Here is a 2,252-nt window from a genome sequence, read left to right as displayed (position 1 = left end):
GGTCCGGGCCACGGCCTGCGGGTCGGGGGCCGTGCGGGGGTCGGTGCTGTCAGTGCCGTCAGTGCCGTCAGCTTGGTCGACGCGGGCAGTGTGGTCGGCGTGGCCGATGTGGTCGCGCAGTCGCGCGGCCTGCTCCCGTAGAGCCTCGGGGGTGCGAGCGGAGAGGAGCAGCGCCACCGGAGGGTTTCCGCCCGGCTCCTCGGGCCGGGCGTCGACCGTTGCCTGCCCGGCAAGGACGTGTTGGACAGGGACCTCTCCGCCAGGGGCCTGCTCCAGGACGACATGGGCGTTCGTGCCGCTGATCCCGAACGACGACACGGCCGCCCGGCGCGGACGACCCGTGTCCGGCCACGCGCGGGCCTCGGTCAGCAGCTCCACCGCGCCCGCCGCCCAGTCCACCTCGGGCGTGGGGCTGCCCACGTGCAGCGTGCGCGGCAGCACCCCGTGCCGCAGCGCCAGTACCGTCTTGATGACACCGCCGAGCCCGGACACCGCCTGCGCGTGCCCGATGTTCGACTTCAACGAACCCAGATACAGCGGCAGTTCACGTTCCTGGCCGTACGTCGCGAGCAGGGCCTGCGCCTCCACGGGGTCGCCGAGGCGGGTGCCGGTGCCGTGGGCCTCGACGGTGTCGACCTGGGCGGGGCTGAGCCCGGCGTCGGCGAGGGCGGCCCGGATGACGCGTTGCTGGGAGGGGCCGTTGGGGGCGGTGAGGCCGTTGGAGGCGCCGTCCTGGTTGACCGCCGAACCCCGGATCACCGCCAGCACCCGGTGCCCGGCGCTCTGGGCGTCGGAGAGGCGCTCCAGGACCAGGACGCCCGCGCCCTCGGCCCATCCGGTGCCGTCCGCGTCGGCGGAGAACGCCTTGCAGCGCCCGTCCCCGGCGAGCCCCCCTTGCAGCAGGAACTCCTCGTACAGTCCGGGCCTGGCCATCACGGTGGCGCCGCCGACCAGGGCGAAGGAGCACTCGTCGGCGCGCAGGGCCCGGAGCGCCAGATGGAGCGCGACCAGGGAGGAGGAGCAGGCGGTGTCGACGGTCAGCGCCGGGCCCTCCAGGCCGTAGAAGTAGGCGAGCCGGCCGGAGGCGATGCTGCTGGTGGTGCCGGTGAGGATGTGGCCCCGGACCTCGCGGAGCGCATCATCGTCCTCGGGACCGTACTTCTGGTCCGTCATGCCGACGAAGACGCCCCCGTCGGAGCCCTTGAGGTCGGCCGGGTCGAGTCCGGAGCGTTCGATCGCCTCCCAGGAGGTCTCCAGCAGGAGCCGTTGCTGGGGGTCCATCGCCAGGGCCTCACGCGGGGAGACACCGAAGAACTCGGCGTCGAAGTCGCCCGCGCCGTAAAGGAATCCGCCTTCGAGACGGGCTCCGGCGTCGGCCAGCCCGTCGGTGCGCCAGCCTCGGTCGGCCGGGAAGGCGCCGATGGCGTCCCGGCCCTCGGCGACCAGGTGCCACAGCTCCTCGGGCGTGGTGACCCCGCCGGGGAAACGGCAGGCCATCGCCACGATCGCCACCGGTTCCCGTCGGCCCGCCTCCAGTTCGCGGAGCCTGCCTCGGGTGCGCTGGAGGTCGGCGGTCACCCGCTTGAGGTAGTCAACAACCTTGTCGTCGTTCGCCACGGGTACTCCGATTCGGCCGTACGTACGGGAGGGGGTTCAGGTGAGGTCGCCGAACTCGCTGTCGATGAAGGCGAGGACCTCGTCGGCGGTGGCCGCGCGGAGGGCCTCGTCGCCGTCGGCGGGGCCGGCCGGGGCGGCCGCGGGGGTTTCGAGGAGGTGCAGGATCCGGCGGAGCCGTTCGGTCACCTCGGCGTGGGCGGGGTCGTCGGCGGGCAGGGCCTCGGCGGTGGTCTCCAGCCGGTCGAGGTCGCGGCGCAGCCGTTCCTGCGGGCTCGGGCCCGCGGGCAGGAGTCGGAGCAGCAAGTGGTCGGCGAGGGCGGTCGGCGAGGGGTGGTCGAAGACGAGGGTCGCCGGGATGTCCAGACCGGTGGCCGCCTTGAGCTGGTTGCGGAGTTCGACGGCGGTGAGGGAGTCGAAGCCCTGGTCCTTGAAGGCCTGGTCGGGGTCGACCTCGTCGGGCCGGGTGTGGCCGAGGACCTGGGCGGTGCGGTCCAGCACGAGGGCGAGGACATGGGCGTGGCGTTCCTCGTCGGGCAGCGCGGCGAGGACGGTCGTCAGGTCGGTGCCGGGCGCGTCCGGTCGGCGTACTGCGGCGCGGCGGGGCGGCGGGCCGAGCAGCGTGGACAGCAGGGCGG

2 protein-coding genes are annotated in these 2,252 nt (G+C 73.9%); both read right to left on the bottom strand.

From position 1 onward, the window contains the following. Nucleotides 1-1,617, bottom strand: a 1,617-nt coding sequence (locus P1P70_RS43665) for a type I polyketide synthase (RefSeq protein ID WP_319247926.1), incomplete at its 3' end; no start/stop codon positions are given. Between the two features lie 36 nt (nt 1,618-1,653). Next, nucleotides 1,654-2,252: phosphopantetheine-binding protein (locus P1P70_RS43660; RefSeq protein WP_319247924.1), on the bottom strand; the 599-nt coding region annotated here is incomplete at its 5' end.

The sequence above is a fragment of the Streptomyces sp. MB09-02B genome (assembly GCF_033794485.1).
In the GTDB taxonomy this organism is placed as follows: domain Bacteria; phylum Actinomycetota; class Actinomycetes; order Streptomycetales; family Streptomycetaceae; genus Streptomyces.
Note: the sequence above shows the minus strand (reverse complement) of the source record. Positions and strands in the feature narration are given on the sequence as shown.